This is a genomic window from Polymorphobacter sp. (assembly GCF_048007885.1).
Lineage (GTDB): Bacteria > Pseudomonadota > Alphaproteobacteria > Sphingomonadales > Sphingomonadaceae > Sandarakinorhabdus.
This window is the reverse complement of the sequence record NZ_CP180346.1, coordinates 1,633,769-1,658,320: the sequence shown is the minus strand read 5'-3', so window position 1 is coordinate 1,658,320 and position 24,552 is coordinate 1,633,769. Positions and strand designations below refer to the sequence as shown.

Annotated in this window: 25 protein-coding genes and 1 tRNA gene; 14 read left to right on the top strand and 12 right to left on the bottom strand. The window is 64.2% G+C overall.

The genetic code is table 11. The features are described 5' to 3' along the window. Nucleotides 1–54: 54 nt before the first annotated feature. From ACMVO5_RS07790 to ACMVO5_RS07780, 3 genes are read left to right on the top strand one after another with little or no spacing between them, the layout of a single operon-like run. On the top strand, nt 55–819 hold the full coding sequence (locus ACMVO5_RS07790; protein WP_416906956.1) for a citryl-CoA lyase: 765 nt from the start codon (nt 55–57) through the stop codon (nt 817–819). Continuing rightward, on the top strand, nt 816–1,955 hold the full coding sequence (locus ACMVO5_RS07785) for a cobalamin-independent methionine synthase II family protein (RefSeq protein ID WP_416906955.1): 1,140 nt from the start codon (nt 816–818) through the stop codon (nt 1,953–1,955). Before ACMVO5_RS07790 ends, ACMVO5_RS07785 begins: the two co-directional genes overlap by 4 nt. 38 nt (nt 1,956–1,993) lie before the next feature. Beyond that, nucleotides 1,994–3,973 (top strand): DNA/RNA helicase domain-containing protein, encoded by a 1,980-nt coding sequence (locus ACMVO5_RS07780; protein WP_416906954.1) that lies wholly within the window; start codon nt 1,994–1,996, stop codon nt 3,971–3,973. A gap of 60 nt (nt 3,974–4,033) precedes the next feature. On the opposite strand, the gene ACMVO5_RS07775 is transcribed toward ACMVO5_RS07780, so the two are convergent. The 3 genes from ACMVO5_RS07775 to ACMVO5_RS07765 are packed head-to-tail and all read right to left on the bottom strand — an operon-like array spanning nt 4,034 to nt 6,878. After that, nucleotides 4,034–5,140: an NAD(P)/FAD-dependent oxidoreductase gene (locus ACMVO5_RS07775; protein WP_416906953.1), complete on the bottom strand. Its 1,107-nt coding sequence runs from the start codon at nt 5,138–5,140 to the stop codon at nt 4,034–4,036. After that, a complete protein-coding gene (locus ACMVO5_RS07770; RefSeq protein ID WP_416909334.1) occupies nt 5,101–5,772 on the bottom strand; it encodes a methyltransferase domain-containing protein in 672 nt (223 codons plus the stop codon). The genes ACMVO5_RS07775 and ACMVO5_RS07770 overlap by 40 nt, the downstream gene beginning before the upstream one ends. A gap of 2 nt (nt 5,773–5,774) precedes the next feature. Beyond that, on the bottom strand, nt 5,775–6,878 hold the full coding sequence (locus ACMVO5_RS07765; RefSeq protein WP_416906952.1) for a type III polyketide synthase: 1,104 nt from the start codon (nt 6,876–6,878) through the stop codon (nt 5,775–5,777). A gap of 68 nt (nt 6,879–6,946) precedes the next feature. Here ACMVO5_RS07765 and ACMVO5_RS07760 point away from each other — a divergent pair, with 68 nt between their 5' ends. Beyond that, entirely contained in the window at nt 6,947–7,831 is an 885-nt protein-coding gene (locus ACMVO5_RS07760; protein ID WP_416906951.1) for a P1 family peptidase, read from the top strand. On the opposite strand, the gene ACMVO5_RS07755 is transcribed toward ACMVO5_RS07760, so the two are convergent. After that, nucleotides 7,828–8,397, bottom strand: a complete 570-nt coding sequence (locus ACMVO5_RS07755; RefSeq protein WP_416906950.1) for a hypothetical protein — start codon at nt 8,395–8,397, stop codon at nt 7,828–7,830. The two genes, ACMVO5_RS07760 and ACMVO5_RS07755, sit on opposite strands and share 4 nt — an antisense overlap. Nucleotides 8,398–8,480: 83 nt before the next feature. On the opposite strand from ACMVO5_RS07755, the gene ACMVO5_RS07750 reads away from it, so the two are divergent. The 4 genes from ACMVO5_RS07750 (at nt 8,481) to ACMVO5_RS07735 (ending at nt 13,029) form a co-directional block, all read left to right on the top strand. Next, nucleotides 8,481–8,557 (top strand) — tRNA-Arg (locus tag ACMVO5_RS07750). A gap of 157 nt (nt 8,558–8,714) precedes the next feature. After that, the gene (locus ACMVO5_RS07745; RefSeq protein ID WP_416906949.1) at nt 8,715–9,152 is read left to right on the top strand and encodes a hypothetical protein; all 438 of its coding nucleotides are present in this window, start codon (nt 8,715–8,717) and stop codon (nt 9,150–9,152) included. Nucleotides 9,153–9,331: 179 nt separating this feature from the next. Further along, nucleotides 9,332–11,416 carry a TonB-dependent receptor family protein gene (locus ACMVO5_RS07740; RefSeq protein WP_416906948.1) on the top strand — a complete coding sequence of 695 codons (2,085 nt, stop codon included), beginning with the start codon at nt 9,332–9,334 and terminating at the stop codon, nt 11,414–11,416. Between the two features lie 14 nt (nt 11,417–11,430). Beyond that, a complete protein-coding gene (locus tag ACMVO5_RS07735) occupies nt 11,431–13,029 on the top strand; it encodes a PepSY domain-containing protein (RefSeq protein WP_416906947.1) in 1,599 nt (532 codons plus the stop codon). On the opposite strand, the gene ACMVO5_RS07730 is transcribed toward ACMVO5_RS07735, so the two are convergent. Together ACMVO5_RS07730 and ACMVO5_RS07725 are read right to left on the bottom strand one after the other, a co-directional pair. Next, nucleotides 13,012–13,350 carry a DUF3489 domain-containing protein gene (locus tag ACMVO5_RS07730; protein ID WP_416906946.1) on the bottom strand — a complete coding sequence of 113 codons (339 nt, stop codon included), beginning with the start codon at nt 13,348–13,350 and terminating at the stop codon, nt 13,012–13,014. The genes ACMVO5_RS07735 and ACMVO5_RS07730 overlap by 18 nt on opposite strands. Before the next feature lie 107 nt (nt 13,351–13,457). After that, nucleotides 13,458–13,652, bottom strand: coding sequence for a hypothetical protein (locus ACMVO5_RS07725; protein WP_416906945.1), 195 nt, complete (start codon nt 13,650–13,652; stop codon nt 13,458–13,460). 1,254 nt (nt 13,653–14,906) lie between these two features. Between ACMVO5_RS07725 and ACMVO5_RS07720 the strand changes: the two genes are divergently transcribed. From ACMVO5_RS07720 to ACMVO5_RS07710, 3 genes are read left to right on the top strand one after another with little or no spacing between them, the layout of a single operon-like run. Further along, nucleotides 14,907–15,359 (top strand): hypothetical protein, encoded by a 453-nt coding sequence (locus ACMVO5_RS07720; RefSeq protein WP_416906944.1) that lies wholly within the window; start codon nt 14,907–14,909, stop codon nt 15,357–15,359. A gap of 39 nt (nt 15,360–15,398) precedes the next feature. After that, on the top strand, nt 15,399–15,659 hold the full coding sequence (locus tag ACMVO5_RS07715) for a peptidoglycan-binding protein (protein WP_416906943.1): 261 nt from the start codon (nt 15,399–15,401) through the stop codon (nt 15,657–15,659). Continuing rightward, on the top strand, nt 15,646–16,653 hold the full coding sequence (locus tag ACMVO5_RS07710) for a hypothetical protein (protein ID WP_416906941.1): 1,008 nt from the start codon (nt 15,646–15,648) through the stop codon (nt 16,651–16,653). Before ACMVO5_RS07715 ends, ACMVO5_RS07710 begins: the two co-directional genes overlap by 14 nt. A gap of 42 nt (nt 16,654–16,695) precedes the next feature. Here ACMVO5_RS07710 and ACMVO5_RS07705 read toward each other — a convergent pair whose 3' ends face one another. The 4 genes from ACMVO5_RS07705 to ACMVO5_RS07690 all read right to left on the bottom strand — a co-directional run bounded on the left by ACMVO5_RS07705 (nt 16,696) and on the right by ACMVO5_RS07690 (nt 19,777). Next, nucleotides 16,696–17,223, bottom strand: coding sequence for a DNA-methyltransferase (locus ACMVO5_RS07705; RefSeq protein WP_416906940.1), 528 nt, complete (start codon nt 17,221–17,223; stop codon nt 16,696–16,698). 184 nt (nt 17,224–17,407) lie between these two features. Further along, nucleotides 17,408–17,704, bottom strand: coding sequence for a hypothetical protein (locus ACMVO5_RS07700; protein ID WP_416906939.1), 297 nt, complete (start codon nt 17,702–17,704; stop codon nt 17,408–17,410). An 815-nt stretch (nt 17,705–18,519) separates the two neighbouring features. Then, nucleotides 18,520–19,119: a hypothetical protein gene (locus tag ACMVO5_RS07695; protein ID WP_416906938.1), complete on the bottom strand. Its 600-nt coding sequence runs from the start codon at nt 19,117–19,119 to the stop codon at nt 18,520–18,522. A 13-nt stretch (nt 19,120–19,132) separates the two neighbouring features. Further along, nucleotides 19,133–19,777, bottom strand: coding sequence for a HupE/UreJ family protein (locus ACMVO5_RS07690; protein WP_416909333.1), 645 nt, complete (start codon nt 19,775–19,777; stop codon nt 19,133–19,135). Between the two features lie 191 nt (nt 19,778–19,968). Here ACMVO5_RS07690 and ACMVO5_RS07685 point away from each other — a divergent pair, with 191 nt between their 5' ends. Next, complete coding sequence (locus ACMVO5_RS07685) at nt 19,969–20,427, top strand: hypothetical protein (protein WP_416906937.1); 459 nt, start codon at nt 19,969–19,971, stop codon at nt 20,425–20,427. Here ACMVO5_RS07685 and ACMVO5_RS07680 read toward each other — a convergent pair. Then, nucleotides 20,376–20,681 carry a YciI family protein gene (locus ACMVO5_RS07680; RefSeq protein ID WP_416906936.1) on the bottom strand — a complete coding sequence of 102 codons (306 nt, stop codon included), beginning with the start codon at nt 20,679–20,681 and terminating at the stop codon, nt 20,376–20,378. The two genes, ACMVO5_RS07685 and ACMVO5_RS07680, sit on opposite strands and share 52 nt — an antisense overlap. Before the next feature lie 13 nt (nt 20,682–20,694). Beyond that, a complete protein-coding gene (locus ACMVO5_RS07675; protein WP_416906935.1) occupies nt 20,695–21,384 on the bottom strand; it encodes a hypothetical protein in 690 nt (229 codons plus the stop codon). A gap of 137 nt (nt 21,385–21,521) precedes the next feature. Between ACMVO5_RS07675 and ACMVO5_RS07670 the strand changes: the two genes are divergently transcribed. Together ACMVO5_RS07670 and ACMVO5_RS07665 are read left to right on the top strand one after the other, a co-directional pair. Then, nucleotides 21,522–23,528, top strand: coding sequence for a caspase family protein (locus tag ACMVO5_RS07670; protein ID WP_416906934.1), 2,007 nt, complete (start codon nt 21,522–21,524; stop codon nt 23,526–23,528). Continuing rightward, nucleotides 23,525–24,532 (top strand): serine protease, encoded by a 1,008-nt coding sequence (locus ACMVO5_RS07665; protein WP_416906933.1) that lies wholly within the window; start codon nt 23,525–23,527, stop codon nt 24,530–24,532. The genes ACMVO5_RS07670 and ACMVO5_RS07665 overlap by 4 nt, the downstream gene beginning before the upstream one ends. The last annotated feature ends 20 nt before the right edge of the window (nt 24,533–24,552 follow it).

Here is a 24,552-nt window from a genome sequence, read left to right as displayed (position 1 = left end):
CTAGTGTTTTCGCATAACGAAAACAAGTTCGATTTTCGAAATAAAGGACTTTCCATGCGCATCGGCAAGCAGGACGCCCCCTTCACCGCCATCTGCACCTCTGACGCGCACAGCATCACCGTGCGCGGCCTCGACCTCTGCAATGATGTCATCGGCAGACTAGATTTCACCAGCTATTTCTGGCTCCTCGTCACCGGCACCGCGCCCACCCCCACCCAGAAGTTCTTTGCCGATGCCGTCCTCGCAGCCATCGCCGAACACGGCCTCGTGCCCTCCGTCGTCGCCACCCGCATGACCTACGCCGCAGCACCCGAAGCCTTCCACGGCGCGGTCGCCGCCGGCCTGCTCGGCTGCGGCTCAGTGGTGCTCGGGTCCGCCGAAGTCGCCGGCCGCTTCTACGCCGAGGTCGTCGCCGCCGGCGGTGATCCCACGGCCCTTCTCAAGGATCTCCGCGCCCATAAAAGGCCCGTCCCCGGCTTCGGCCATCCCCAACACAGCGATGGCGATCCCCGCGCCAATCTCCTCCTCAAGCTCGCTGCCGAACACGGCATCGAAGGCCCCCACATCGCCGTGCTTCGCGCCATCCAGCAGGCGCTCCCCGAAACCCACGGCCGCAGCCTGCCCATCAACGTCAACGGCGCCATCCCCGCCGTCATGCTCGATGTCGGCTTCCCGCTCCCCGCGCTGAAGGGCATCTCGCTCCTCGCCCGCACCGCCAGCCTCATCGCCCACCTCAACGAAGAGGCCGAGCGCCCCATCGGCTTCATCATGTCCGGCGCCGCCGCCGCCGCCATCAGCTTCGACGGAGACCAGCAATGACCACCGGTCGCTTTCTCACCACCCATGTCGGCAGCCTGCCCCGCGCCGATGATCTCCTCGCCCTCATCGTCGCCTGCGAAGAAGGCGAGCGCATCGACGAAGCCGCACTCGCCGCCCACATCGAACAAGCCGTGCACGATGTCGTCACAGCGCAAGCCACTGCCGGCCTCGACATCATCAACGACGGCGAACAATCCAAGCCCAGCTACGCCACCTACATCAAGGACCGTCTCAACGGCTTCGGCGGCTCCGGCAACAGCTACGTCTTCCAGGATCTCGAAGACTTCCCCGGCGTCAAAGACCGCATCTTCGCCGACACGGGCCGCAAACACCGCAAGACCCCCGCCTGCAACGCCCCGATCACCGTCAAGGACATGGACGCCGTCCACACCGACGCCGCCACCCTAAACGCAGCCCTCGCCCACCACCCCGGCCGCCGCGCCTTCATGTCCGCCGCCTCGCCCGGCGTCACAGCCCTGTTCTTCGCCAATGATCACTACCCCGATGACGAAGCCTATCTCTTCGCCCTCGCCGAAGGCCTGCGCCACGAATATGAAGCCATCGCAAAGGCCGGCATCATCCTCCAGGTCGATTGCCCCGATCTCGCCATGGGCCGCCACACCCAGTTCCGTGAGCTCAGCCTCAGCCAGTTCCGGGACCGGATCGCCCTCAACATCGCCGCCCTCAACCACGCCACCCGCAACATCGCGCCCGAGCAAATGCGCATGCACCTCTGCTGGGGCAATTACCCCGGCCCCCATCACTGCGACGTGCCCATGCAGGATATCATCGATCTCGTCTGGCAGGCCCGCCCCCACGCCATCCAGTTCGAAGCCGCCAACCCCCGCCACGCCCACGAGTTCGAAGTCTTCCAGAGCACCAAACTCCCCGAAGGCAAGGTCCTCATCCCCGGCGTCGTCGAATGCCAGTCCACCTACATCGAACACCCCGAACTCATCGCCCAACGCATCGCCCGCTACGCCAACCTCGTCGGCCGCGAAAACGTCCAAGCCGGCGTAGACTGCGGCTTCTCCATCCACGCCGGCTCCGGCGGCGTCCACCCCACCGTCGTCTGGGCCAAAATGAAAGCCCTAACCGAAGGCGCCGCCATCGCCTCACGGAAGTTCTGGCCCTGAGTATTGCAGCGGCTCATTTGTCCTGGCACCAGGGATGAATGAGCCGCGCTTATTTCGATGCTCCAGGTGAAGTCCTGGCGGCGATGTCGGATGATGACATCCTCGGAAAGCTCGCCCGCGCCTCGACTTTTGCCGATGACCCGGAGCAAAAGGCCGCTTGGCAATTCGAGGTGACGCATCTCAAAGACTTGGCGCGGGCGCTGGGTCACGCTCATTTCTTCATTGAATTCACAATCCCGCGCATGGGGCGCCGCGCCGATGCCGTGATCGTCGCCGGCCCGCTCATCTTCGTCCTCGAATACAAGGTCGGCGCCCGTGACTTCCCGCGCCACGCCACCGAGCAGGCACACGGCTACGCGCTCGATCTGAAAAACTTCCACGCCACGAGCCACGACAAGGCGATTGTTCCCATCCTGATCTCGACCCGCGCCCCAAGCCAGCAACTCGACCTTGGCTTCTGGGCCCCCGACCGCGTCAACAGCCCGCTCAAATGCGCCCCCAAAGACGTCCTCCCCACAATCAGCCAATTCCTCGCCACCGGCACAGGCGCGCCCATCGATGCCGATGCCTGGGCGGGCGGCGCCTATCTCCCCACCCCGACCATCATTGAGGCCGCAGAAGCCCTTTATGCCGGCCATGATGTGAAGGAGATCTCCCGCTCCGAGGCCGGGGCCGAAAACCTGACCCGAACGGCGGCAGCAATTGAAGCGGTTGTCGCACGAGCCAAGGCACAGGGCGGAAAAGCCATCTGCTTCGTCACCGGCGTGCCGGGTGCGGGCAAGACGCTGGCGGGCCTCAACATCGCCACCGGCCGCCTAGCCCGCGATATCGGCGAAGATGCCACTTATCTTTCCGGCAATGGGCCCCTCGTTGAGGTGCTACAAACGGCCCTCAAGCGAGACCTGGCGCGCCGCGCCAGAACGGCCCGGCAAAGCAAGGAGACTCTGCATCTCCTTGGCCGTTCCCCTGACAAGCTCATTCAGGCCGTCCACAAGTTTCGCGATGAGGCGCTCAAACATCACGGCCCCCCATCGGAGCATGTGGTCATTTTCGATGAAGCGCAGCGCGCCTGGGGCCAGGAAAAGGCGACAGCCTTTCTCGCCAAACGCGGTCACCATGATTTCTCCCAGTCAGAGCCAGCCTTTCTGCTCTCGGTCATGGACCGACGGCCAGACTGGTGCGTCGTCGTCTGCCTGATCGGCGATGGGCAGGAGATTCACGATGGCGAAGCCGGCATCGCCGAATGGTTTCGTGCCCTGCAGGCCGAGCGACGGCATTGGAAAATCCACGCCCCGCCTAGACTGCTCGAAGCCACCGGCCCCCTTGACGCCGGCTTGCGCTGGTTCGCCGCTCAAAATGCTGAGCCGCCTGAGCCAGCCCTGCATCTGGCGGTGCCCGTCCGCTCCTTCCGCTCTGACAAGGTGTCGAACTATGTCGCCGCCCTGCTCGGCGAAGATGCCGCCGCCGCCGCTGCCCTGCGCCCGGACCCCGACCAATATCCCATCGTCCGCACCCGCTCGCTCAAAGTCGCGCGCGCCTGGTTGCGCGCAAAGCGTCGCGGCCTCGAGCGTTCTGGCCTGCTCGCCTCCTCCAATGCCCTGCGCCTGCGCCCCGAAGGCCTTTTCGTCAAAGCCAAGATCGACGGCCCAGTCTGGTTCCTGAACGATATAGAAGATGTCCGTTCCTCCTCGGCGCTCGAAGATGTCGCAACCGAATTTGATGTCCAAGGGCTGGAACTCGACTGGACCTGCGTCGCCTGGGACCTCAACCTTCGCCGCGCCGATGGCTGGGAGGCCAGGCAATTCCACGGCACCGCCTGGAAGGCGCTCCCCAAGAGCCGCAGCGGCATCAGCACCGCAGAATATGTGCGCAACGCCTACCGTGTGCTCCTGACCCGCGCCCGGCAAGGCATGGTCCTGTTCATTCCCCACGGCGACTCCGCAGACCGCACCCGCCCCCCAACAGACTATGACGCGATTGACGCCTGGCTCGCCGCCTGCGGCATCCCCAAACTCTGACGCCAGATTGCCAATCCGAAAATCGGCGTCTGGGGGCGCCGCCCCGAGCCCACGGAGCCCCTAACCCCCCACCCGAGTCCACCGCGCCAAAACCCCCATCGCGCCGGGCACCGCGCTCAGCCCGGCCATCGTCACAAACCGCCCTGCCTTCGTCGTCGCCACGTGTTGCACGGTCGTGGCAAGCCTTACCTGCCGCGCCGTGTCCCGCCGCAGCCGCGCCTGAAACGCCGGCGCGTCCGCGCCGTCGGCCACCATCCGCGCCGCCAGATGCCCGCTGTGCAGCGCCATCGCCATGCCGTCCCCGCAAAAGCTCGGGATCACCGCCGCCTGGTCCCCCAGCCGCCAGAGCCCGTCATCGCGCGGCTTCGCCAGATAGCCATAAGGCACATTGCTGATCGTCAGCGGCCTAGCCAAAAGCGCCTCCGCCGCCTCCAGCGCCGCCAGCGAAGGCTCGCGCAGCAGCGCCGCAAACAGCGCGTCCCATGTCCCCCCCAGCGCCTTGAACCGCGCCCGCTCCACCAGCAGACACAGGTTCACCCGCCCCCCCTCCACAGGCTGCAGCCCCGCATAGCCGCCCTCAAACAGCGTCACATCCACATGCCCCGCCAGCCTCGCCGCAAGCGAAGGCGGCGCACGAAAGAACATCTTGAACCCAATAAGCCCGTCAATCGTCCCGTCCCGCGCCCGCCCCGTCCCCCGCACATCATGCTTCCCGCTCGCCAGAAAGATCGTCCCCGCCGCCGTCTCCCCCTCGCTCGTCAGCGCCGTGCCGTCCCCCAACCCCCGCACGCTCACCCCGCGCCTGATCTCCGCGCCGCGCGCCGCCGCATGGTCCAAAAGCGCCTCATCCAGCGTCCGCCGGCTCAGCCCATGGGCCACAAAGGGCAGGGCGGCCGCCGCCGTCCGCGCGCCTGAGTGCAGCCGCACCCGCCCAATCGGCGCGCCCCCCAGCCGTGAAGCGTCAAACCCCAGCGCCGCCAGCGTGTCGCCCGCCTCATGGCTCAAAAACTCCCCGCAAATCTTGTCATGCGCCCCCGTCTCCCGCTCCAGCAGCAGCGCGCGGCCCCCCAGCCCACACGCCGCCGCCGCCCCCGCCAGCCCGCCGCCCACTATCGTCACCCGGCGCGTCACAAGCTGCTCACCGTAAACCGAAACGGCACATGCCACCGCACCCGCGCCTTCACCCCCGCCGCCGCCAACAGCCGCCCCCATTCGGCCCGCGTAAACGCGCGCCGCACCGAGAGCGCCCCGTCATGCCGCACAATCTCATGCACCCCCATCACAGCACTCAAAAGCTGGTATCCCCGATGCGCCACCCAGTGCCGGTGCAGATCGTTGATCAGCCAGCCCCGCCGCGCCGTCCCGTCCATCCAGCGCAAAAACGCCACCAGCTCGCCGTCCCCCATATGATGCGCCACCAGCGACGAAATGATGAAGTCCGGCCGCTCCCCCGCGCGCGCATCCCCGGTCACAAAGTCAATGTCCAAACTGCCCGCCGCCGCCCGCGCCACAGCCGCAGATTTCGGGTTCAGGTCATAGCCCGTCAGCCGCGCCCGCTGCCCCCGCCGCGCCGCCGCCCGCGCCACGGCGCGCAGCATGTCGCCCTGCCCAAAGCCGATGTCGATCAGGCTATAATCGTCCAGCCCCGCGCTCGCCCGCGCCAGCCAATCGAGCGTCGGCGGCCGCGCCCGCGTCCATGTGTTCACCCGCGCCAGATCGTTCAAAACCCGCGCATACACATCGGGCGCAAGGGCTGCATCGTCCATCAGCTCCGGCGTCGTGGCGCGCGCCGTCAACACGCTCAAACCGTCGAGAAGCGAAAGCTCTCGGCCGCCAGCCCCGGTCCAAAGGCCATCGCCATCCCCGGCGCGCCGCGCGGCGCCCGCCCGTCCGCCACATCGCCCAGCATCCGCGCCAACACAAACATCAGCGTCGCCGAGCTCATGTTCCCGCAGTCATTCAGCACCGCGCGCGAGCGGCCCAGCGCCGCCCCGTCCAGCTCCAGCCCCGCCTCCACCGCGTCCAAAATCGTCCGCCCGCCCGCATGCACGGCCCACAGCGCATAATCATCCGCCCGCGTGCCGCGCATCAGCCCGCCCTTGTCGTTCCGCTCCGCCTCATGCGCCAGCGCCCGCTGGATCTTCCCCGGCACCTCGCCCGAAAGATGCATGTCAAAGCCCTGGTCGCCAATCCGCCAGGTGATCGCATCCGCCGAGTCGTCAATCGTCGCGGCGCGAAAATCCTTGAGCGCCAGCCCCTCGGCCTCCGCCGTCACAAGTGCGGCCGCACAGCCATCGCCAAAGATCAGCATCGAAAGAATTCGCTCCAGGTCGGTCGTCTGCTGAAAATGCAGCGTGCAAAGCTCCAGATTCACCACCAACACCCGCGCGCTCGCCTCAGAGCGCACGAAATGATGCGCCAGCCTGAGCGCATTCACCGCAGCATAACAGCCCATGAAGCCCACCACCGTGCGCTCCACGCTCGGGTCCAGCCCGGCCTCGGCCATAATCAGCTGGTCCAGCCCCGGCGCCACAAAGCCGGTGCACGAGGCCACCACCAGATGCGTAATCCCCGCCCGCTCGGCCGGGCTCAGCCCCAGCGCATCAATGGCGCGCCCCGCAAAGCCCGGCGCCAGCGCCTCATAGCGCGCCATCCGCGCGCCCGTCGTCGGAAAGGCGCCGGGCGTATAAAAGCCCGCCTTGTCAGCCAGAAAGCGGTTCGGGTTCTCCACCGGCTCCACATAGCTCCAGCGGTGCGAAATCCCGGCGCGCCCCACCATCCGCCGAAACAGCCGCGCCTGCCGCTCATCCTCAATCAGGTCGCCGACAAAGCGCATGAACGCCTCATGCACATCAAAGGGCGGCAGCGCCGTGCCGATGCGGTTGATATGGGCGGTCACGGTCATGCCAATATTCCTGCCTGCCATTGTGCGCGCTTGCAAGGCGGCGTCCTGTCTCTGCTATACGCGCATCCATGGCGAACTGTTTCACTCAAATCCCCGGCCTCAGCGTCGGCCACGCCGTCGATGCGCGCGCGCGCACAGGCGTCACCGTCATCGTGCCCGATCAGCCCGCCGTCATGGCCGTCGATGTCCGCGGCGGCGGCCCCGGCACGCGTGAAACCGACGCGCTCGATCCAACAACCCTCGTCGAGCGGGTCCACGGTCTCGCGCTCGCCGGCGGCTCGGTCTTCGGCCTCGCCGCCGCCGATGGTCTGGCGCTCGCGCTGTCGGCTGCCGGCATCGGCCTCAACATCGGCCCCGGCCTGCCGCCCGTCCCGGTCGTCCCCGCCGCCATATTGTTCGATCTCGCCAATGGCGGCGACAAATCCTGGGGCCAGACCCCGCCCTATGCCGCGCTTGCCGCCCACGCCTTCGCCAGTCGCGGCCAACCCTTTGCCTCAGGCCCCACAGGCGCCGGCTTCGGCGCCCGCGCCGGCAGCCGCCCGGGCGGGCTCGGCAGCGTTTCGGCCACGCTCAGCAGCGGCCACATCATCGGCGCGCTCATCGCCACCAACAGCTTCGGCGAGGTTTACGAAGGCGCGCCGCCCGCAGGCCCCGTGCCCATGCCCAAGCTGGCGCTGTCCCAAAATCTGACCCGCCAAAACACCTGCATCGGCGCGGTTGCCACCAACGCCCCGCTCACCCGCGCCCAGGCCCGGCGCGTCGCCATCATGGCGCAAGACGGCCTCGCCCGCGCCGTCCGCCCGGTCCACACGCCGTTTGACGGCGATACGATCTTCGTCATCTCCACCGCGCAAGAAACCGGCCAGGGTGCAGACCCCGTCACCCTCACCGAAATCGGTGCACGCGCCGCCGATCTCGTCGCCGAAGCCGTCCGCGCCGGCGTGCTGCGCTAGCGTCCCCCCTCAAGGCCGCCCGCGCGCACAACCTCCAGCGCGTCCAGCCGCGCCCGCAGCCCCGCCACCCGGCCCGCAAAGGCCGCGCCGCCCTCGGCATCCCCCAAAATCGCCTCCAGCGCCGTCAAAGCGGCATCTTCCGGCCCCAGCGGCTGAAACAGCGCCTCAAACCGGCTTGCCTGCACCGCCGCCTCGGTCTCCACGGCCCCGCCGCCGGCTGCCGCAATCGCCGCCAGCCCGTCCGTCCGCGCGCCCGGCCAGGCCGCCTCCACCGCCGCAATGCCAGCCTCGATCCCGTCCAGCCGCGCCGTCATGTCGCCCGGCAACACCGGCCGTACCGGCGCCGGCAGCGCCGTCACGCCAAGGCTGTCCGCCGCCGCCGCCTCCGCCTCCGCCGCCGCAACCTCGGCGTCCGGCCCACAGCCCACACAGGCCCCCAGCGGCACACGCGGCACCAGCGGCGAAACCTCGCCCGCCCGCGGCGCCAGGCTCGGCCAGTCCCGCGCCTCCCCGCCCGCACACCCGGCCAGCGCCATCATCAGCAAAACATGAGGAACCCGGCCCATGAAACAGCGCCTATCCCGCCGCCACGATGTTGCCAAGCCGAACCTTGCCAAGCCCGCCCGCCTCGCCTATAGCCCCCGCCCACGCACCCGTAGCTCAGCTGGATAGAGCATCAGACTACGAATCTGAGGGTCGGACGTTCGAATCGTTCCGGGTGCACCATCTTCCTCACGTTTCTGCGCCCAGCCGGCGTCATGCGCCTGCGCAGACGCACCGCACGTCCTGGGCCAACCGGTCTCGATGGCGATCAGCCGTGCTGTTCGTCGCCTGCCGCAACTTTCATCTTTGTCGTGCGTCGTCATTGTGCAACATTCCTGCCATGTCGCCGGGCCTGACACTGTTGCACCGTGCCGCCGTGCTGTGCGCGCTGGCGGCCCTGCTGCCGTGGCTCGTCCCCAATGGCTGGATGATCGGCCGAAGCGAGCAGGGCGGTCTTGCGCTCATCCCCTGCGCCGAACAATCGAACGCCTTGGCCAGTCTCGCCAACGCCTCCGCCCACGCCATGCATGAGCATCACGGCGATGCCGGGGCCGCATTGACGCACAACGCGGACCACAAGGGGCATGATGAAAGCGCCGATAGCGGCTGTGGGATGGCAGCGCTCGCCGCGCCGGTTCTGTTGCCGGCCACAGCCGACATCAGCCACATCATCGAACCTGCAGACATCATCTCGCCAATCGCGCCCAATCTGGCGCCGGGCCGCGGGCTGGCCGCCCCGCCCCCGCCCGCCACAGGACCGCCACACATCTTCAGCTGACGTGAACGTCGTGCGCCGGACGGCCGATGGAGGCCGTCGTGAAGGCGTCCGACATTGATGCAGACAAAGGGCGCGTCACTGCTTTGTGACCGTTTTGGCATCACGAAGCCAAAGCCCATGCTGAAGAGGCGTAAATGTTTTCCAGATCATTCCGGTGGCCAGCCGTATCGTTGTTGTGCGTGCTATGGCCTGCGATTCCCGCCAATGCTCAAGGGGTTGGCCAAAGGCAGGATGAGATCATCATCACCGCCAGCCGCGACGGCACCCCGACTTCGCCGTCGATCGATGAAGCGCGCGCGGCTTTGCAGCGTGTGCCCGGCGCAGTCGGCCTGGTCCAAGATGAAGGCTTTGCCGACATTTTTGCGCAAAGCATCGGCGATGTCCTTGAGCTGACACCAGGCGTCTTTGCCGATACCAGCGCCCAGCGCGAAAGCCGCATATCCGTCCGGGGCTCAGGGCTCAATTCAAGTTTTGAGCGCCGTGGGTTGACCGTGCTGCGCGACGGCGTTCCGATCAGCCGCGCGGCCGGCAACACCGAGTTTCAGGAGGTCGACCCGCTCACCATTCGCTACATCGAGGTCTTCAAGGGCGCCAACGGCCTGCGCTATGGCGCCGCTTCACTCGGCGGTGCTGTCAACATCGTGAGCCCCACCGGCCAGACTGCGCGCGCGCCGCTTTCGGTCCGGGCTGAAGGTGGCAGCTTTGCAACGCTTCGCGGCAATATCGCCGTTTCCGGCCGCAATGATCGGCTCGATTATTGGGCCGGGGTCACGGGGCTGACCAGCGAGGGCTACCGCGAGCACAGCGACGTGAGCAGCGTCTATGGTCATGGCAATCTCGGGCTGCGACTGGCCGACAATGTCGAAACCCGCTTCTACATCACGGCGCTCAGCGACAACTTCAAGCTGGCCGGCGCCTTGCGGCTCGACGACGCCTTGGCCAATCCAACCGCTGCCGGCCGGCCCGTCACGATCGGTCCCTTCTTCCCCGGCGGTCCCGTCACCATCCTCGATCCCGGGCCTGTCGCTGATGACTGGGACCGCAATCTTGACGTGCTGCGCATTTCGAACCTGACCACAATCGACCTCGGCCAAACCCGCGTCGATCTCGGCGCCTGGTATTCGCGGCGAACGCTCGATCATGCGATCACCCGCTTCGCAGGTATCATTGTGCAGGGCGAAGACGAAGTCGGAGGCGCCCTGCGCCTCTCCGGCGGCCTGCCCTTCCTCGCCGAAACAAGCCAATGGCAAGTGGGCGCGATCTACGCATATGGCAGCAACGATGCGCAGGTCTTCGCAAACGACTCTGGCCAGCCCGGAGCCTTGACCTCAAGGTCGGACCAGGATTCGTCGTTGCTCATCGCTTATGGCCAGCTTGATCTCGGGCTCACCGACAGGCTCGCCGTCATTGCCGGCGCCCAGTTCGCCAGTGCCACACGCGATGTCGAAGCGATCCTCAATGCGGTGACCGGTCGCGGCACCTATCAGCAGTTCAATCCCCGCATTGGCATGCTTTTCGATCTGACCGACAAAGCCCAGTTCTACGGCAACATCAGCCGCACCTTCGAGCCACCAAGTCTCGCCGATCTGACGTCGGGCGGCGCCTTTCCCTTTGCGCCGCTGGATGCCCAGCGCGGAACCGTTTACGAAATCGGCACGCGCGGCCAGTCGGGCAACATCTCCTGGGATGTCGCCCTTTACCGCGCCGAACTGGAAAACGAGTTCCTCGATCGCGCCGTTCCCGGCGCACGCGGCCTTGTCACTGTCACGGTCAATGGCGAACGAACCGTGCATCAGGGCCTGGAACTCGGCCTAGATATCCGGCCCGCCCGCGATGCCCTCGCTGCCAAGGGCCAGTCGCTGCGGCTGAGCGCTGCCTATACATTCAACAAGTTCCTGTTCGAAAATGACCCGGTTTACGGCGACAATCAGCTGGCCGGGGTCCCCCGCCATGTCCTCATCACAGAGGCCCGCTTCGATCAGCTCGACCGATATTATCTTTCCGCAACGCTGCGCTACATACCCCAGGGGCCATGGGCCGACTATGCGAACACCGAGCGCGCGCCCGGCTATGAAACCGTTCAACTCACCGCTGGCGTCACGGTCTTCGAAAAGATGGAGCTGTTCGCTTCGGTCGAGAATCTGTTCGACACGGTCTTCATCGCCAATCTCACCACAGTCGCCAACCAATCGGTTGAAAATGCTGCAATCTACACCCCCGGTCAGGGCCGAGCTGTCTTTGGCGGCTTCCGGTCGCGCTTCTGAAAGGAGACAGTGCCATGTCCATCAAACAGAAAACCGCCGCATGGTCCAACAGCAAGCATCGCTGGCTGGCGCTCGTCGGCGGCATCAGCCTGCTGCTCTGGAGCCTCTCTGGCCTGAGCCATGTCGCCATGGTCCTGTTCGGGCCTCAGCAGGTGCAGTTCATGCCGCCGGGCGCCGAGATCAACCTGTCCGGCGCCAGCCCCATCGCCACCACGCTGGCCGGGCAGGGAATCGCGGCGGCGCTCGCCGTCAAGACCGTGCCTGCCCCTGATGGCGCCGCGCTCTGGCAGGTCACCGAAACCCCCATGGCCCCCCGGCGCTATTTCCGGCCAGCCGATGGCACCGAGATTGCTGATGGCGATCGTCGCCAGGCCGAGTTTCTCGCCCGCCATTATCTGGCCACGGATCGCGAAATCCGCAGCACAACGCTGCAAACCGAGTTCGACGCGGCCTATCCATGGGTCAATCGCCTGCTCCCCGTCTGGCGCGTGGAATTCGCCGGAGACGACGGGCTGACGGCTTATGTCCACACCGAAACCTCCGCGCTGGCGGCCGTCAACAACACGACGAAGAGCCGGCTCATGGCGGTGTTCGGCACGCTCCACACATGGGAATGGATGCCGGAAAACCTGGACTGGCTGCGCGTGCCGATCATCGCAATCATGGTCGGCAGCCTTTTGGCGCTCGCCGTCACCGGTGTGATGATGCTCATCGCCATCCGCCGCAAGAAGCGCCTCCCCGGCAGCCGCGGCTGGCACCGCGCAATGGGCTATGTGCTCGCCTTGCCGCTCATCATGTTCTCGACAAGCGGCATCTATCATCTGGTCCAGTCCGCGCTGGTGCCGCCCATGAGCCAGCTCAAGATGGGCCTGCCCGTTGCCGTCGCCAACGGCGCCTGGCCCGTCGAGGCCGACTGGGATGCGCTGAGCCGCAACCGGAATATCGTATCGGTGGCGCTCGTCGCCGGCGGCAAGGGCCAGCCCCTCTACCGCCTTGGCCTTGCCCCGGCAGCGCCCGCTGGCGGCGGCGCACACGATCATGGTGGCCATGATCACGGCGCCGCCATGACGGCGCCCGTGCCAAGGACGGATGCCGAAATCCGTGAAGCCCGCTTCACCGGGCTCAAGCCCGACGGTCCGGCGATCTACATCGATGCCGCCACAGGCACGCCCGCGCCTGACGGTGACCGCGCCATCGCGCTCGCCATGGCGCAGCGCTTTCTCGGTGCCACCGACAGCGCCCCGACATCCGCCGAGCTCGTAACCCGCTTCAGCGACGAATATGATTTCCGCAACAAGCGTTTGCCCGTCTGGCGGGTGGACTATGGCGCACCGGTCAGGGCCAGCCTGTTCGTCGATCCCGCCTCGGGCGTTCTCGTCGACAAGGTGAATGACTGGGAGAAGCCTGAACGCTTTGTCTTCAGCATGGTCCACAAATGGAACTTCCTGTTCCCGCTCGGACGGCTTGGCCTCAACGGGACCGTCGCGGCGTTCGTCATCGCGCTTGTCCTCTTCATGGCCCTCATCGGCCTCAACATGGATCTGAAAAGCCGCTTCCGACGATCAGGGCGTCAGGGCAGCGTCAGCGCACCACAGTCAGAACCGACCGTCTGACGCGTCGCTGGCGCCATCCGCCCGCTCAGGCTCGATGCGGTAGCAGCAATCGCCTGACTTGCAGGTCTCCTTGACCAGCACAACGCTCTTCTTGCGCCGGCCCGATAGCATCGCGCGGATGCTGTGCGGCTGCCAGCCACTGGCGGTTCCCAGCTCCGCCATGGTGGCGCCGCCGGCTCGGGACAGGAGCTGCGCGGCCTGTGTCAGCTTGGTGGGCGTAGCGCGGGCTCCAGAGCTTTTGCGGATGCTTGGTACGCGCTTGCCCGTGGCGGGTTTGGGCTCGGTGTTGCCTCGAGAGCTTTGGGTCTCGTTCTTGGTCATGAGCGGTCTGTGTTGGAGCCGGCACCCGATGTGCCGGTGCTCCCACGACTCTAAGCTCCGGCTTTGCGCGTCCGGGGTGTCGCGTGTCACCCAGCTCGAGGGGCGGCTCACACGAAAACCAACGCTTCTGTGGCCACTGAAATCTCGCTGAGAATTGGCCGCTTTGCGCCCTCACCGTGGCCGTTCAGCGCCGACGACCCTGATCCCGGAACTTGCCATTCGTTCATGCGATACACCCGATTCCATGCGCTGCGTAGCCGGGCCGGGGACATGGCTGCCAGCTGTTCCACAAGGGTCGTCATGATCAGGCGCCTTCGGTCCCGTCACCACCAGCCGGGCCTGAGGTTCCAACCATTCAGGGTGGGATCAACGCAGGCTCACGATTAACGCCGCCGGCAGTCTCGATCCCGGAGCAGTTGTCGCCCGGTCTGCGCGCCTCCTTTATGAAGCTGAAGCCCTGTTCGCGCAGCCCCTAGAGCAGCCCCGGACGCCCTGCGTTTGCCACCCAGTGGTTGCCCCAAGCTCGGCTATGGTCGCGCGGTGCGTTCTTGCCAGCAGCTTCGTTGCGTTCATCAGCTTGCTGGGCCTCGCAGCCGCGCCGCACGCCAACCGCAAGCGTTTGCCCGGGCCTTGAGGGGCTGGCTCTCCGGTCGGTGAAATGTAGCCGACCATGTCTGGTCTCCACGAGAGCCAGCATCCGATGCGCAAGGGGTCCCACGACCCCGAGCCACGACGCAGGACCGCCAGGGCTTTGCGATCTGCCCGGCGACCCGTTCCACAACGCGCCTCTGCGGGCCAAAGTCCGACAGCCTTCGGAACGATCGCCCTCCGGCTCTCCCGACGGAGCGGCAGAGCCGGAACCGCCTCGGGTAGCACCGTACCCCCGCATTTCGCAAAGCTTACCCCACAATACCAAGGCTGCGACCCCGCGGAACGCCTAACTCCTGTGAAGATGCGAACAGCACCTGAAACAAAAATAAACAGGTCTTGATAATTCCAAACAACAAAAAATTACGCGACCGCCCTAACATGATTTATGAGAGGCGAATAGTTCACGTGAACGGAAACACAACGACGATCTTCATCTAATCTTTGCTTCGATAAAAACCCTGCCAATTGCAATGAATCTAATGCGATATGCGCAGTCTTGAGCGAAACATCGTCGACATTCGCGATAATTTTTATCGTTTGCCTGTCGTAGATGACGCTTCGGCACCAAATTCGTCCTTCCTTGGACAGAAAATCGAGACCCTTCGCGCGAAAAAGCTCATGTAATTCGTTAGCCGCAAGGCACATGTCTTTCACGTCGAGCGGATCTTTAAAATGTAGCATCGCAAGTTCCTCTCCTCATCTCGATGACAGGAAACGTTAAAAGGCTAAACAGCCCAGACGCGCCCCATGCTCCTCTGTGTTGCTGCAGATTTTCATACTTAAATGTACGGGGAACGATTAGCATATGGGCATCCCTGAGCGAAAGTTCAACCCTAATCACTGGTAAAAAACGCCCTTTTTTATTACCTAGTCTTTTTACGCATAAAATCGAACAGTGAATGTAGTTGACCCCATTCGACGCCGGGCGCACCACGCGGCGAAGTAAGGGAGACTGCGTCATACAGTTGTCAGAACATCGTTTGGGAAGGTTGCTGGCGGCCGTTATCGCTGTTAACCTCGCCCTGCCCGCCGGCGCCAACGGCGTGGCGGAGAACCTCTCCTGGCAATTCGCGACAACAAACGACAGGGCCAACCGAGCCTTCATCGAAGATTTGCGCCAGCGCAAAAAGAACGGCTTCTTCGCCCCGCCCATCTACAACACAGTCATTGAGCGACAGTTCAACTGCAACGTGGCGGCCACCGCCACCGGCAACCAGGGTACCAACAGCACCGTCGCTTCATCTCCCTCGACGTCAGGCAATGTTTCGCAGGCGACGGGCAACGACAGCCAGAACACGTTTGATCTGTTCGGCTTTCCGTCCAGCTTCGATCCATCCAGCACGCAGTTCAGGCAATAGAGACTTCTAAACGACATCAGAGTTCGAGATTATTCTCCAATGATCACAGCAAAGAAGGATGGAGAATCACTTACTATCAGCGAGCAGACACTCCGATTCGTTCAGGAGTCTCTTAAGACGTCTGGCCACTATCGTGGAGACGTTGATGGCCAATGGAGTTCATCTCTATCCAGCTCGATCTCTAAATACCAGGATGAACAAAATCTTCCGAAGACGGGCTTACCGGATATCGATGTTGTGATTCGTATTAAGTATGTCACACAGAATAAAAAATGGAATAAATTGTATGTACGAAACTGATAGAGAATTTGATCTTATTGGGCATACGCATTGTCACTTGTCTGAAGGCCGGTGGCGCGACATGCTTAAGCGAGACTTGGACACGTCGGTGCCTTTTATTTATGCAATGACTGACCTTGAGAGAGAATTTAACATAAAAATACTGTTTGAAAAAATTATAAATGTTGATCAGTGTGTAAACGTAGAAACGTATGATGTTAAGCTAAAATTTCGACATAATCATGTCGACCTTGATTTCGGCGATATTATCGATTCATGCGAGAGACTTGGCACCGCTCACATTGTTGATCATTGGGCTCTCTCCAGAGTATTTGATGTTTATAAGAACGAGAAAATTGATCAAGATATTACAGTCGGAGTGTCGTCCGCCAGTATTAGCTGTGACGCATTGTGGAACTCTGTTTATGCATTTGCAAAAAATAACAGAAAAATAACAAGTAAAATTATCATAGTTCTAAACTTTCGCAATTTTTGGCCGACATATTACAATTTAAGCTATTGGGTTTTTAGAATCCGGCAGATGGGATTCCGAGTTGGCTTTGAATTTAGTTCTGGTTTTGATGAGGCTTATCGCGTGATCTCGACAAACCGACCTGACGTTGTTCGATTTTACGCAGATCCGTTTATACAGAATGGCTTGAAAGAGGCGTCGGATATAAATCGAATAGCCTTTAATCTACGACGTATTCAAGAGTCTGGAATAATAAAGTTCATCGCGCGAGGCGTGTATGATGAAGTTACTTCTGCGAAAATGTATGCCTGTGGTCTAAAGCTGCAGCAGGGAACTTACTGGAAGGCCCTTGGACATGAAGATATTGACTCGCATGCTGCAATAAATAATCCTATTGTCGAGGATAAAATTGAATATCCGGAGCCCGATAGTTTGCTACTCTCCGATGCTCGAAATTTCTTTAAGGGAGTTTCCTACTCAGTAGCGTTCTCTCTATTAATCTGGTTAACCTGCATTTTTGTTTACGTTCAATTTGTTCACTGATTGTTGAGCGGGATAAGTTTTCTGGCGAGGGCCTGTCCCGGCTCATGCCAGCTGGGTCAAGCAATCGCGTGCTTCGGATGCCGAGGTCCCACATTTCTCGGCAGCGGTCAGCGTTGAACCAGAGCCTCCAAAACCGTCGAGGACGATGTCGCCCCGTTTCGAGCAGTCGCGGATGGCGTCGGCGACGAGCGTCACCGGCTTGACGGTCGGATGCATCGCAAGCTCGTCCGCGCGCCTGGAGCCCGTGCTGTTAATGCTGGCATAGTTCCAGACATTGGTGCGGTAGCGCCCAGTATCGCCAAGTCCAAAGCTGTTGCTGTGTGGCGCGGTGCCGAACTTCCAGACGAAGACAAGCTCGTGCTTCGAGCGGTAGAACGTCACCATACCGCCGTTGGTCTCGTTCCAGACACAGAGGTTCTTGAGTTCTGTGAAGGCGCTTTGGCCGGCGACGAGCAGTTCGTCCATGTGCCGCCAGTCCATGCAGACAAAGGCGATTGCGCCGTCGCGGCTGTACCCGGCCATGGCGCCGAACGTCTCGGTCAGAAAGGCGCTGAACGCTTCAGCCAGCATCTCACCCGATGCCATGGCGAACTCGGCGTGCTTGACCGCCCCCGAACCGGAGACGTTGCCATCAATGGCGACATTGTCGGGCGGGTCGGGTGAAGACGAGCTCGGCAGGCTCGTTGCCCATCAATGCCGCATAGTCAGCCTCGCCCCGGGCATAGCCGCACGACAGTATGTGTCGACCCAGCGACTAGGGGTCGCCGCGGCGAGTCGCTGGATTGGCCGGTACCGCCGAAATCTGGTCCTCGAGTCCGGCCGGCGCCTCAATGCTGGCGCCGCGGGCATCATCGAGGATCAGGTCGATCTCGGCGAGACTGAACCCGGTCAGCTCAACGTCGAAGTCGAGATTGATCAACCTTTGCAACTCGATCGCCATGATCTCGGTATCCCAGCCGGCGTTGAGCGCCAGCTTGTTGCCGGCAATCACATAGGCCCGTCGTTGGGCGGCATTCAGATGCGACAGCCGTAGAGTCGGGACTTCAGCCATGTCCCGCGATGATCTCGCCATCATCGGTGATCAGCACCGGGTTGGTTAAGTCGAACCTTCGGATGCTGCTGGCGGTCTGCCGATCCTGCTCCTTGCTGTGGGTGCGGGCATTGCCCGACTAGGGCCTGAGGCCGGACGTGGGACGAAGTTCGATCTGGCTCGGCATAGGCATATCTCTTACCTGTACGCGGTACCCTTTTCCCGTGACACCATATCTAGAGTTTTAATCTAATGCTCAGGAGCTGGAGTGGCGCAAATCGTCGGCAATTCTGCGCATCTCGCCTTATTTTGTTCAGGGTGTGTTCTAGCAAGATCAAGAGATGCGTGAGCGTGCAATGACAACGGCAAAGGCGCGTCGCCAACGATCCTAGTCGCCAAGCTGCGACCCTGATTCGTCAAGCGACGGGCACCAGCAGGTGCTTAGGCGCTCTCACCGGGGCGCGACCTGCATCCTTTTCGCGCTGGGTGTCGGCTTCAGCCTGGCGGCCGGGCTTAAAGCGTACTTTACGGTCTCTCATACCCTTTTCCTATACCCTGTTCCTCCGGCTTGCTTTCCCTGTTACCGGATAATGAAATCCCGGCTCTCGATTGTAAAAAAATTTCCGGTAAGGAATTAAAAATCAATCACATTAATGGACGACGGCCGTCAATCTGAGGCCCGAAAAACATGAAATTCCCTGTTATCATTGAATAACAGGGAATAGTAGTCAGAGACTTGTTCGGGACAGACTGCGTTGCGCACCATCAACCTTCATCGACACCCGCACTTTCACATCATGGCCGCCCCATGGTGCGACTCGTGACGCTGGCCGATGTCATTTCAGCTGCGAGAAATCGGAATATATGCCGATCGCCCGCACTTCGATAGCCACTGGCGCTGCCGAACGATTGCGCCAATACCAGCCATGGGTGCCATCGAAGGGCGCACGGAAGGTCCCGCTGGTGCCTCTCGATGTGCCCTTTTGGTAGCTGGTATAGGCCCCGTCCACGGCGCCCGTCTCCTCGCCATGCAGCTCGAAGCGGATCTCCGTCCCATCGGTCGTCCAGCTATAGTCGATCTCGTCACCAGCGCGCATCGTCGCCTTGACCTCGGTGCCGGCACCGGGCGCCAGAATGAGCCGGACCGTTTCGGCGCGCAGGCCCGAAGCGACTTGGGCGGTCGGGGCTACGGGGTTCGGGGCCGCACGCGGCGCTGTGGCTGCGTCCGCTTCGGCCATCGCTGCGTCCTGGCGCTTTATTTCGCCCATCGGCGTCAGGCCGAGCGCTGCGCCGACGCCGGTCGGGTCGATGCCATATTCGGCCGGCAAGACGGCTGTGATCAGCACCACCCCGGCAATGGCTGCGGCGCCAAAGGCTGCACGTGCAAGCTGGCGCGAGGTCGGCAGACCCGAGGGATCAGGTTGGCGGCTGGTCATTGGCGCACATCCTTCATGCAACGAAAAAACCGGTCATCTGCAGGCCGAACAGCACAAAGCCTGCGGTCATCAGGGCAAGATTGGCAGCGCGGGAATTGGCCATGAAACTTCGGCTTCGGCGCCAATAGCCCATGGCAATGAGGATCGCCGACAAGGCCAGCAGCTGGCCAAGCTCGACGCCGACATTGAAAGAGATGAGATTGGCCAGCAGGCCGTCGGGCGACATGTCGAAGTCCTGCACCTTGGTGGCAAGACCGAGCCCATGGAAAAGGCCGAAGACGAGGACGGCAAGCCTCGTATTCGGCTGGACGCCGAACCAGCGATGCCAGGCATCGAGGTTGTCGAGCGCCTTGTAGACAATCGACAGCCCTATGATGGCGTCGATGAGATAGGCATTGACGTTGATGCCGAACAGCACCCCGCCGAGCAGCGTCACCGAATGGCCGATGGCGAACAGCGTGACATAGGCGGCGACATGCTTGAGCCGATAGACAAAGAAGATGACGCCGATCAGGAACAGCAGATGGTCGTAACCCGTGACCATGTGCTTGGCGCCAAGATAGATGAACGGGCCGATCTGCGTGCCGGTGCTGGCCTCGATGAAAGCCTGATCGCCGCTGGCGACGGTATGGGCGAGGGCAGGGGCTGCGACCATCATGGCCACCCCCGCGAACCCCGTCAGCCAGCGCAATGTGTTGAAGCCGATCCTCATCCAAAGTCTTTCCTAGGGCAAGCGCCGCGACTCTGCCAGCCATGATGCCCGGCTCAGCCCGGCGCCTCAAAACAGCATTGTAGCACTCGCTACATTCTGCCATCATCGCGCCCAGCCAGATCAAGCAGGAGCCCCGCATGACCCAGCGACAGCACAAGGCATGGCTGCACATCACCGCCCTCATCGTCGGCAGCTTCGGCCCGGTCTTCGCGCTTGGCGCGCTCCCCGAGACGGCCGAGCCGGCGCGCTGGTCGCTCGATCTGCTCAGCTGGCCGCTCGATGGCAACATCAGCTACTCAGCCCCCACCACGCGCTTCCTCTCGGCCCTCACCGGCGGCTTCCTGTTCGGCTGGGGCGTGCTCATCTGGTTCCTCGCCGCCCGCGTCCATGATCTCGCCCCCGAGCCGGTGCGCCAGGCCGTGCTCGCCAGCCTCCTCGCCTGGTTCCTGCTCGACAGCGCTGGCTCCATCCTGTCCGGCAACGCCATCAACGTGCTGTTCAATATCCTCGTCCTGCTGCTCGCCGTCGGCCCCCTCTGGCGCCCTCACCAGGTCTTGCCGCCCACCCAGTCGCCCGCCACCGCGCCAAAGGCATGAACCTCGACATCCTCCCAGATGCCGGCCGCAAAATAGGGGTCGCTCTCCAGCAGCGCCCGGGCCTCGGCCGCGCTCCCGGCCTTCACCACCAGCATCGAGCCGATGAACCCGCCCGCCTCGTCCCTGAGCGGCCCGGCCACGGCAAAGCGGTCGATCACCGCCTCCACATGCGCCAGATGCGCCCCCAGCTTCTCGGTGCGAACCGCCGCCGCCCCTGGCTTGTCCCGCGCAATGATCAGATAAAGCTTCGACACGCTGCCTCTCCCTCTAGGCCGGTTTCAACACGCTCAACACGACAATCCCGCCAATCAGCAGCCAAAGCCCGATGAGCACGCGCGTCGCCCGCCAATAGCCGCGCTGCACGTCCCTGTTGCTCGCCTCGCTCGGCCCATCGCGCCGCATCAGAGCCCAGGTGCGAAAATGCGAAATCAGCGCCAGCCTGATGCCAACGCCCGCCATCATCACGCCGGCAAACAGCGCCAGCTTCCAGCGCAGCCACAGCGGCAAGTCCCAGCCGCCGCCGATCAGCCCCAGCGCCACCGCCAGCAGCAGCGCCATCAGCCCATAGCGCGACGCCCGGTCCACCCGTCCCAGCGCCGCGCCCATGGGCCGGTGCCGCAGCTGGTGGACCGCCTCCACAAAGCCCAGCCACAAAAGCCCCACCACGCCCGCCGCCAGCGCCAGCCCCGCGCCGCCGGGCAGATAGCCCAGCAAGCCCGCCAGCGCCGTGCCCAGTGCGGCCTGCAACACCAGTGCATAGCGCACATGCTGGTCCACATGCATGACATGGTCCATCAGCCGATCGCGCTCGGCAAAGGCCATGCTCTCGGCCCGGCAGACGTAGCGGAAGCCGCTGTTGATCACCAGCTCCGAGCCAAGCCAATAGCCCAGCACGGCAATATGCGCAGTCAGCAGCCAGGGCAGCATCAAGCCCCAGCCCCCAAAACCAGCCGACACGTCATGATCAAAGACATCCGCTCACGCTGCGCCCGGCCCAACCCATCGGTCAACCCACGCAATTCACGAGCCGCGCGCCGGGCAGCCATTGACAGGGCAGGGGACACGTCGCAGCCTTCAGAGCGGGGATCAGGACCATGCACGGCGGCCTTTTCAGTCATCACCGCACCCGCCACGCCCTTCTGGCGCTGGCGCTCTCCCTCGCCGCCCCTTTCGCCGCACACGCCGCCCCCGCCATCCGCGGCGTCTTCGTCGGCATCGACAGCTACCGCCATTCCCGCGCCACCAATCCCTATGCCCAGTTCGACAATCTGCGCGGCGCCGTCGCCGATGCCCAGGCCGTCAAGCAGGCGCTCGCCGCCGCCTATCACCTGACCGTGGATGCGCCCGTCCCCGGCCAGTGCGAAACCGCCAACCAGATCTCCATCACGCTCACCGATGACTGCGCCACCCGCGCGCGCATCCTCGAGGCGCTGGTCGGCCAGATCGCCGCGTCGGCCGCCAATGACACGGTCATCTTCTTCTTCGCCGGCCATGGCTCGCGCATTGTCGATGATCAGGTCTTCGATCAGGCCTCGGGCTACAACAGCTCGATCATGCCCGTCGACGCCCGAGACCCCGAAGCCACCGCCCCCGCCGACATCCTCGACCGTGAGCTGCGCACCATCATCGACATCGCCAACGCCCGCGGCGTCCATGTCGTCACCATCTTCGACAGCTGCAATTCCGGCAGCGGCGCCCGCCGCGGCGGCCCCGAACTGGGCCAGGAACGCGGCGTCTCCGGCATCACCGCGCAAGCCCATGTCGATTACCGTCCGCCCCTCGCCCCCACCGGCCCGGGCGGCGGTTACCGTGTCCATTTCGGCGCCTCGCGTGATGACGAGCTGGCCCGCGAGGTCGTCGCCGGCGCCGCCGTCCACGGCGTCTTCACCACCGCCTTCATCCAGACCCTCATCGCCCAGCCCGCCGCCACCTTCGGCGATCTCGCCACCGCGGTCCGGCTCAAGGTCAGCGCCGCCGGCCATACCAGCCAGACCCCCCAGGCCGAAGGCGCGCTCCAGGCCCGCTTCGGCGGTTCGGCCATCAACGTCGCCCTTTTCGATGCCCAACCCAGCGCGGGCGGCATCACGCTCGCCGCCGGCCGCCTGCTCGGCATGACCAAGGGCTCGAAATTCGCCCTGTTCGCTTCCCAGGCCGACGCACTCAGCGATACCACCCCCCCGCTCGCCACCGCCACCCTCACAACCCTCGAAGACGGCCATGCCCGCCTCGCCATAGACGAAGCAACCGCGCCCCTGCCGCCCTCTCTCGTCGCCCGCGAAACCCATCACGTCTTCGGCGATGACCGGCTCAAGGTCAGCCTCGCCCAGATCCACCGCCCCGATCAGCGCCGGGTCGCCGAGGCCCTCAATGCGCTCGGCTTCGTCGAAGTGGCCGAGACCAACGCCGACGCCCAGTTCACCCTCACCAACCTCTCGCTGCGCGGCGTGATGCAGGCCACCTATCTCTACACCAAGGGCGGCGACACGCTGGCCCTTCTCGCCGCTGTCGATGATCCCGAGTTTCCGGCCCAGCTGCGCGCGGCGCTGCGCCCCGTCTACAACGTCCAGCGGCTGCTCGCGCTCCCGGCCAGAAGCAGCGCCGATACCGGCCTTTCGCTCTGCCTGTCCACCCGGCTCGATCATCCCGTCCAGGCCTGCCCCGAGCCCGCCGACCGCCAGCGCCGCGTGACCCTCGATGCGCCGCTCGTGTTCACCCTCGCCAACGCCAGTGACACCGCCCGCCATGTCCATGTGCTGGTCATCGACAGCCGCTACGGCATCACCCGGCTGATCCCGTCGGGCGGCGGCCGCGATCCCCCCATGGCGCCCCGCGCCGTCCAGCGCCCCGGCCTGTTCGCGCTCAACACTCAGGGTCAATATCGCTTCGTCATCATCACCAGCGACGTGCAGCTCAACACCGCCGTGCTGGAGCAGGCGCCCGTCCGCTCCAAAATGTCCGGCCCCTGCGACCCTGAGTGGGAATCGCCCGGCGTCTGCGCCCAGAGCACCAGCAGCGCGCGCGGCGACGCCGTCCCCAGCCTCGGCGAATGGACCATCACCGTCGAGGACGTCGTCGTGGAAGCCCCGGAGACCGGCCGATGAAAAAGGCATGGGCAGCCCTGCTCGTCCCCGCCTGCCTCACGCTGGCCTGCGCTCCCCCGCCGCCGCCAAAGACCACGCCCCCGCCTGCAACCGCCGACAACCCCGCCGACAATCCTGAAGGCGACGCCCGCATCGTCGGCGGCACCCCCGCGCTCGCCGGCAGCGCGCCGTGGCAAGCGCAAATCTACTCCACCCACATCTACACCCCCCGCGAAATCGCCGAAGACTGCACCCCCGGGCACGGCTGCTTCCATCTCGCCGCGCGCGAAAACTGGGAACGCATCCATCGCTGCGGCGGCGTCTATATCGGCCAGGGCCTCGTCCTCACCGCCGCCCACTGCATCAGCGGCGGCGCGGCTTTCGGCACCACCCGCCGCATCCGCCTCGGCACCCTCTATCTCAAGGCCGAAGGCGCCACCTTCCGCATCGCCGACTGGCAAGTTCACCCCGGCTACAGCGGCGAGGATCCGCCCCAGCACGACATCGCGCTCATCCGCATCGAGGCCGACAACCCCATCGCCCGCCGCTTCCCGCTCGAGCGCGCCCAGATCCGCATCCTCGATACCGAACGCGGCGATGCCCCGCTCGCCGAAGGCGATCTGCTGCGCATCACCGGCTGGGGCCGCACCATGGCGCGCGCGTCCGGCCCCAGCCAGATGGCGCTCGACGGCGTCACCCTCAACCGCATGTCGCCCATGCTCATGCAGATCAACCAGATGCGCCGCGAATCCGCCTGCGCCAATCTGCCCGCCTACCGGGACCGGCTGCCCGACACGACCATCTGCGCTATTTCCGACACGCCCGGCGTCGACAGCTGCAATGGTGACAGCGGCGGCCCCATGACCCGCGCGCAGGGCCGCGAGCGCGTCCTCGTCGGCCTCGTCTCCTGGGGTCGTGGCTGCGCGCTCCCCGGCATGCCCGCCCTCTATACCAATGTGCCGGCCTACCGCGGCTGGATCGAGACCACGGCGGCGGCGCTTTCCAATCGCCCGGCAGCGCCCTAGGCTCTCGTTACAGGGGGGCC

Excerpts from the sequence above, each read along its gene's own strand:
- ACMVO5_RS07790 (WP_416906956.1), top strand. The coding sequence starts at position 55 with ATGCGCATCGGCAAGCAGGACGCCCCCTTCACCGCCATCTGCACCTCT.
- ACMVO5_RS07690 (WP_416909333.1), bottom strand. The coding sequence starts at position 19,777 with ATGATGGTCGCAGCCCCTGCCCTCGCCCATACCGTCGCCAGCGGCGAT.
- ACMVO5_RS07755 (WP_416906950.1), bottom strand. The coding sequence starts at position 8,397 with ATGGGCCGGGTTCCTCATGTTTTGCTGATGATGGCGCTGGCCGGGTGT.
- ACMVO5_RS07685 (WP_416906937.1), top strand. The coding sequence starts at position 19,969 with ATGACCCAGCGACAGCACAAGGCATGGCTGCACATCACCGCCCTCATC.
- ACMVO5_RS07765 (WP_416906952.1), bottom strand. The coding sequence starts at position 6,878 with ATGACCGTGACCGCCCATATCAACCGCATCGGCACGGCGCTGCCGCCC.
- ACMVO5_RS07705 (WP_416906940.1), bottom strand. The coding sequence starts at position 17,223 with ATGCTGGCTGAAGCGTTCAGCGCCTTTCTGACCGAGACGTTCGGCGCC.
- ACMVO5_RS07780 (WP_416906954.1), top strand. The coding sequence starts at position 1,994 with ATGAGCCGCGCTTATTTCGATGCTCCAGGTGAAGTCCTGGCGGCGATG.
- ACMVO5_RS07670 (WP_416906934.1), top strand. The coding sequence starts at position 21,522 with ATGCACGGCGGCCTTTTCAGTCATCACCGCACCCGCCACGCCCTTCTG.
- ACMVO5_RS07665 (WP_416906933.1), top strand. The coding sequence starts at position 23,525 with ATGAAAAAGGCATGGGCAGCCCTGCTCGTCCCCGCCTGCCTCACGCTG.
- ACMVO5_RS07730 (WP_416906946.1), bottom strand. The coding sequence starts at position 13,350 with ATGACCAAGAACGAGACCCAAAGCTCTCGAGGCAACACCGAGCCCAAA.
- ACMVO5_RS07715 (WP_416906943.1), top strand. The coding sequence starts at position 15,399 with ATGATCACAGCAAAGAAGGATGGAGAATCACTTACTATCAGCGAGCAG.
- ACMVO5_RS07785 (WP_416906955.1), top strand. The coding sequence starts at position 816 with ATGACCACCGGTCGCTTTCTCACCACCCATGTCGGCAGCCTGCCCCGC.
- ACMVO5_RS07745 (WP_416906949.1), top strand. The coding sequence starts at position 8,715 with ATGTCGCCGGGCCTGACACTGTTGCACCGTGCCGCCGTGCTGTGCGCG.
- ACMVO5_RS07700 (WP_416906939.1), bottom strand. The coding sequence starts at position 17,704 with ATGGCTGAAGTCCCGACTCTACGGCTGTCGCATCTGAATGCCGCCCAA.
- ACMVO5_RS07695 (WP_416906938.1), bottom strand. The coding sequence starts at position 19,119 with ATGACCAGCCGCCAACCTGATCCCTCGGGTCTGCCGACCTCGCGCCAG.
- ACMVO5_RS07735 (WP_416906947.1), top strand. The coding sequence starts at position 11,431 with ATGTCCATCAAACAGAAAACCGCCGCATGGTCCAACAGCAAGCATCGC.
- ACMVO5_RS07760 (WP_416906951.1), top strand. The coding sequence starts at position 6,947 with ATGGCGAACTGTTTCACTCAAATCCCCGGCCTCAGCGTCGGCCACGCC.
- ACMVO5_RS07710 (WP_416906941.1), top strand. The coding sequence starts at position 15,646 with ATGTACGAAACTGATAGAGAATTTGATCTTATTGGGCATACGCATTGT.
- ACMVO5_RS07725 (WP_416906945.1), bottom strand. The coding sequence starts at position 13,652 with ATGACGACCCTTGTGGAACAGCTGGCAGCCATGTCCCCGGCCCGGCTA.